Consider the following 5,528-nt stretch of genomic DNA (forward strand, 5'->3'; position numbering starts at 1 on the left):
ATAAAGAGCGGTTTGAGGCGCTGCAGAGCCTGATAAAAAAAACGGCGCCTTTAATGGAAGTCAATGAGATCATAGAAAAAGTCAGGGGAGAATTGCGCAACTTGATTCCCAATGCCATGGAGGTCTGTATCCTTCTGCTTGATCCCGATGCCGAAAAGTATACCAGCCCGCTTCAATGCGCACTATACGAGACACCGGTCAGTTGCCAGGCCTGCAAACGTGACAGGCCCGCCGTTCAAAAGGCGATCTCCAAGAAGAAACCAGTGGTGGTTTCCCAAAGCGAGCCAATTAGAAGGATGGATCATACACTTGTCACTGTGGGGCCTGAATATGCCATGCCGGTTTTGATTGAAAACCGAGTCTTGGTTGTGGTCAGTGTCGTCATCCAGCCGTTTACCAAATACACGCGTAAAGATTTCTTTTTTATCAGCGATTGTGCCCAGCTGCTCAAAGGGATTATCATCAATGCCAAGAGACATTGGGAGATGACCCAGGATAAAATCAGAATCAGCAGGATGCTGGCCAACATTACACCATTTGTGCCTGCATCCGTGCGCAATATTGTCGATAAGAACCCGGAAATGCTGACCCGGGAGAAAGAGAGGAAACAGGTCAGTGTTTTGTTTTTGGACCTTGAAGGATATACCAAACTCAACAATACCAGACCGGAAGCCGAGGTCAATGAAGTCATTGAGAAAATGTTTTCAAGTTTTGTTGACCCGATCCACCGGTCACATGGAGATATCAACGAGACATCGGGTGATGCGCTCATGATCATTTTTAAAGATCATGATGCACGAACCAATGCGATTAACGCCGTCAAGGCTGCATTTGAAATCGTCGACCGAAACCGGGTGCTTAACAAGTCCCTGAAGCGTTTTTTTCAGCCGATTGAGGTAAATATCGGTATCAATTCAGGCAGTGCGCTTGTGGGGATGACAAGATTTAGAGGATCCCTGGATACCCGGATGACCTATACGGCCAGTGGCTCGGTGACCAACATTGCCGCCCGTCTCTCGGATCATGCCAAAGGCGGGGATATTCTCATCGGGGAAATTACAAAAGAAATGATCGAAGGCGTCTGGCCGTGCTTTGATCGTGGATTTGCAAACCTCAAGGGAATAAAAGAGCCCGTCAAGATTTATTCCCTGCTTAAGAAGCCCGTTGGATGATCTTAGGACCGGTTGCCTTTTTTTCGTATCTTCAATCGCGTCGCTAGATTGTGAAGGTTGCTGCGATGCATTCCCAATTGCCTTGCCGCAGCAGCCCAGTTTCCTTTTTTTGCATCTAGAACACGTTGAATCACCTGTATCTGAAAGTTTTTTGTGGCCTCTCGCAGCGTTTGTCCGGATGTTAGCGGCGGGGGCGATGGCTGAGTATCAAGTCGCGCAGGCGTGTGGGCCGCTGACAGATCGTCGCCCAGATTGACTGGGCTGACGATCACCGGCTCCCCCAGGGGCGAATTCACCGAGGCCTTGAGAATCGACCGTGATAAAATGTTCTCCAATTCTCTCACGTTGCCTGGCCAGGAATAACGCTTTAACGTCTCCATCGCCTCCGTACTGATCCGAACCGGCCCAAGCCCCAGGCGCCGCTGCATGCGCTCGGAGAAGAATCCAGCCAGCAGCGGGATATCGTCGTTTCGATCCCTCAACGCAGGAACGCTGAGCGGATACACGTTTAGACGGTGAAAAAGGTCCTCCCTGAAGTTTCCTTTCTCGACCTCTCTTTCGAGGTTTCGGTTCGTGGCTGTCAGCAGGCGAACATTGACTGTTATTAATTTTTCCGACCCGACACGCTGGATTTCTCCTTCCTGGATGGCTCGCAGCAGTTTGGCCTGGATGGAAAGGGGCAGTTCGCCGATTTCATCCAGAAACAGGGTGCCTTTATCGGCCACCTCAAACTTTCCGGCCCGATCCTTGACCGCACCGGTAAACGCCCCTTTGGTGTGGCCGAAGAGCTCTGAATCCGCCAGTGTCTCGGGCATCGCGGCACAGTTGAGGTAAAGCATCGGACCGTCTTTGCGATTGGATTCCGCGTGGATCGCCCGAACAACCAGTTCTTTGCCGACGCCGGTCTCACCCAATACCAGGACGGTAAAGTCGGAACGGGCGACAAGTTCGATCTCGCGGCGCAGCCGGACCATCGGCGGGCTGCTGCCGATGATCTGCTTATCTTTGCCGATCTGAACGTCTTTCATCAGATCGGCTGCAATCTGCCCGTGCCGCCTGGCGCTTTGCTCCAGGGCTTCAATCAGGTTGACGGTTTGCATCTGGGCGCCGGCCAGGGCTCCCACTGCCTTTAAAAACGACGGCTCGAGATGGTCGAAGCTATGAGGGTCTTTGGCATCGGCGGTTAATACACCCATCAGCTGGTCCTCCATGCGTAATGGACATCCCAGACAGGCGTGGATGTGGTGAAACTCATTTGCATCCGCACGCAATAGACCGTCAAACGGATCTGGAAGTGTTGTGTCCGATGGGAAAAGCACCGGTCCATCTGCATTGCAAATGATGTCCAGACGAGGATGTTCACTGCGTGCAAATCTGCGGCCCATTGCATCAGCCCTTAGCCCGGTCGCTGCAATCGGCACCAGTACGTCACCCTCAAGGCGAAGCAACGTTGAGGCATTGTAGGGAATCACCCGTCCAATTGAATGGAGCAGCCGCTGATAGCGATCCTTGGCATTCAGGGCTGTGGTTAAATCAACTGCCATTGACAATATGGTATCCAATTGTTCCATAGTTTTTATAATTACAACATGGTTGTTAATTTGAAAACACTTTTTCTGTTATTATAATGATAACACTACATATAATAGCTTGAAATTTATAAAAAAATATTTGGCATGTGGTTTGCTCAACAGTGAGGCAAAACAAATTCTGCAAAGGAGATACAAAATGAAACCAATTGAAGACTTAAAAATGGAACACGAGGCAGTCAAAATTACGCTGCGGGTTTTGGATAGCATCTGCAACGAAGCTGAAAAATCGGGTGAATTAACCAACTCCGACCATCTGGAACAATTGATCGAGTTTTTTACCACCTTCGTTGATCGATGCCATCACGGTAAAGAAGAAGAACTCCTGTTTCCGGCGTTGGAAGAAGTCGGCGTCAGCAGGGAAGGCGGGCCCATTGGTGTGATGCTCAAAGAACACCAGCAGGGACGTGATGCTGTCGCGAAAATGAAGGCCGCCCTTGTGAGATATCGGGACGGAGACCGAAAGGCGGCAGGCGATTTCATCCATCATGCACGCGCATACATTACTCTGTTGAATCATCATATAGATAAAGAAAACAATGTATTGTTTGTACTTGCGGACAACAACCTTTCCGAAGAAAAGCAGATGGAGCTCTGGGAGGGTTTCGAGACGATAGAATTGCAGAAAATCGGACCCGGTAAGCATGAAGCATTTCATCAGATGATTGAGTCTATGGAAAGCATTTACCTGTCGTGAACGATGGGTGTCGAATGGGTCCATATAGATGCCCCATTAAAGGGAGGAAATAACATGACGAATTTAATTAAAATCAGGCATTTTTTGGCTTTGTTGGTTGTTTTCGAAATTCTTTTCTTTTGGAGTATTCGGGCCGAGGCCCATTGCGATACGCTGGATGGGCCTGTTGTGGCGACTGCCCAGAAGGCGCTTGAGGCCGGCGACGTCACCCCGCTGCTAAAATGGGTGTCCAGTGTAGAAGAACCCAATATTCGTGCCGCTTTTCAAAAAACAATCGAAGTCAGAAAACTTGGCGGACAGGCACGGGATTTGGCCGACATGTATTTTTTCGAAACCCTGGTCAGAATCCACCGGGCCGGAGAGGGGGCACCCTACACGGGGCTTAAACCCGGCACAACTGTTGACCCGGCCGTCGCACTGGCAGATAAGGCGCTTGCTTCCGGATCAGTCGATGAGCTTTCCAGCATCCTAAGTAAGGCCATGACCAGTGGTATCGTCGCGCGTTATAACAATGCGCTGGAATCTCAGAAACATGCCGACGAAAACGTTGACGCCGGTCGTGAATTCGTCAACGATTATGTGGTCTTTACCCACTATGTGGAAGGGTTGCATGACAAGATCAAGGGCGGGACTGAGCATGCAGGACATTGATTTAAACCCAATTCCATTTTACCAAGCAAGGGAGATCGAAATGCAAAAAAAAATTGAGGTCTTTAAAGAAAACAGTTTTGACGAGCGGTCGATGAAGAACTTTCTGGTGCATGAATCACCATACATTAAAGTGATCAATTTTAATTTCAAGGCCGGTCAGGAACTCCCCATTCATTCTCACGATATAGAAGGCCAGGTGGCCATAACCGTACTCGAGGGCCAGGGGCAGTTTTTAGGGGAAGGCGATAAGGTATTGGATGCCAATGTTGGAGATGTGCTGATTTCCGATATCAGTGAGCCTCACGGGATTCGTGCGGTGAGCGATTTGAGGGTGTTGGTCACCATCGCCCCGCCCATTTAGGCGGGCATCGTTGTACATTGAACCGCAATAGCGAGCGCATTTCCTGCGGCTTGCCGCAGGGAGGGGTCAATCAGCAGATCACCGACGTTCATGGGAAGGAAAGCTAATATGAGTAAAAAAGTTTGCATTGAAACTGAAGAATGTATTGGGTGTGAGAGCTGTGTTGAGCTTTGTCCGGATGTGTTTGGGTTTGATGAGGAGGTAGAAAAGGCATTTGTTATACAGCCGGAAGGCGGTCCAGAGGCATGTATTGATGAGGCTATCGAAACATGCCCTGTTGAATGCATATACAAGGAATGAAAGATTTTAATTGCTCAACGATGGATTGACAATTTGCTGGAATCCGGGCGACGAGGGCCGGGATCAATGTGTTGAATATGGGAAAAGGATATTCGATGGTTTGAACCTATAACCGATCATCTCAAAAAAATAGGAGGTACTATTATGCAAGAGCAGCTATCTGACACCGCGGTTCTCTCTCCATGGTGGCGCCGCAGTGTTGTCTTGGTTTTCGTGGTCGGCATGATCGGTCTGATTTTCATGTCGGTGCAGGCCTACCGCTATGCGCCACCTATTCCGGAAAAGGTGGTCGATTCCGCAGGCACTGCCGTCTTCGACCGGCAGGATATCGAAACGGGCCAGGAGGTATTTTTAAAATACGGCCTGATGCAGAACGGTTCGATCTGGGGCCACGGCTCCTACTTGGGCCCGGATTTTTCGGCGCAGTACCTGCATGAGCTCTCGCTGGAAACCGGCAAGGCCATCGCCCGGCAGGATTTCGGCGTGGACTTGGCGGCACTGGATGAATCCCAGCGGGCTCAGGTAGATGCCCGGGTGGCCATTCTTTTAAAAGAAAACCGTTACGATCCCGCATCCAAACATCTGACATTCATCGATGCTGAAAAGGACTCTTTCCAAAGGCAGCTCACGGTCTGGACCGATTATTTCAAGCACCCGATAGTCAATTCGGGCCTTCCCGACAACTATATCGACGACCCTGAAGAGATCCATCAGCTGACGGCGTTCTTTGCCTGGACGGCCTGGGCCAGTGTCGCCAA

The 5,528-nt window shown here is 50.1% G+C and carries 6 protein-coding genes and 1 pseudogene; 6 read left to right on the forward strand and 1 reads right to left on the reverse strand.

Features of this window, described 5'->3' with window-relative positions; genetic code table 11:
• The first annotated feature begins 263 nt into the window (after positions 1 to 263).
• On the forward strand, positions 264 to 1,172 hold the full coding sequence (locus tag ABYV26_RS19540) for an adenylate/guanylate cyclase domain-containing protein (protein ID WP_372683036.1): 909 nt from the start codon (positions 264 to 266) through the stop codon (positions 1,170 to 1,172).
• Positions 1,173 to 1,174: 2 nt separating this feature from the next.
• On the opposite strand, the gene norR is transcribed toward ABYV26_RS19540, so the two are convergent.
• Positions 1,175 to 2,743: a nitric oxide reductase transcriptional regulator NorR gene (gene norR, locus ABYV26_RS19545; RefSeq protein WP_372683037.1), complete on the reverse strand. Its 1,569-nt coding sequence runs from the start codon at positions 2,741 to 2,743 to the stop codon at positions 1,175 to 1,177.
• Between the two features lie 157 nt (positions 2,744 to 2,900).
• Between norR and ABYV26_RS19550 the strand changes: the two genes are divergently transcribed.
• The 5 genes and pseudogenes from ABYV26_RS19550 to ABYV26_RS19570 all read left to right on the forward strand — a co-directional run.
• Entirely contained in the window at positions 2,901 to 3,458 is a 558-nt protein-coding gene (locus tag ABYV26_RS19550) for a hemerythrin domain-containing protein (RefSeq protein ID WP_372683038.1), read from the forward strand.
• 3 nt (positions 3,459 to 3,461) lie between these two features.
• The gene (locus ABYV26_RS19555; RefSeq protein WP_372683039.1) at positions 3,462 to 4,109 is read left to right on the forward strand and encodes a DUF6448 family protein; all 648 of its coding nucleotides are present in this window, start codon (positions 3,462 to 3,464) and stop codon (positions 4,107 to 4,109) included.
• On the forward strand, positions 4,096 to 4,470 hold the full coding sequence (locus ABYV26_RS19560; RefSeq protein WP_372683040.1) for a cupin domain-containing protein: 375 nt from the start codon (positions 4,096 to 4,098) through the stop codon (positions 4,468 to 4,470). The genes ABYV26_RS19555 and ABYV26_RS19560 overlap by 14 nt, the downstream gene beginning before the upstream one ends.
• A gap of 108 nt (positions 4,471 to 4,578) precedes the next feature.
• Entirely contained in the window at positions 4,579 to 4,770 is a 192-nt protein-coding gene (locus ABYV26_RS19565; protein ID WP_372683041.1) for a ferredoxin, read from the forward strand.
• Between the two features lie 144 nt (positions 4,771 to 4,914).
• Positions 4,915 to 5,528: pseudogene (locus ABYV26_RS19570) on the forward strand (nitric-oxide reductase large subunit); the annotation flags it as partial.

Origin of the sequence: Desulfosarcina sp. (assembly GCF_041551955.1) — a bacterium.
Taxonomy (GTDB): domain Bacteria; phylum Desulfobacterota; class Desulfobacteria; order Desulfobacterales; family Desulfosarcinaceae; genus Desulfosarcina.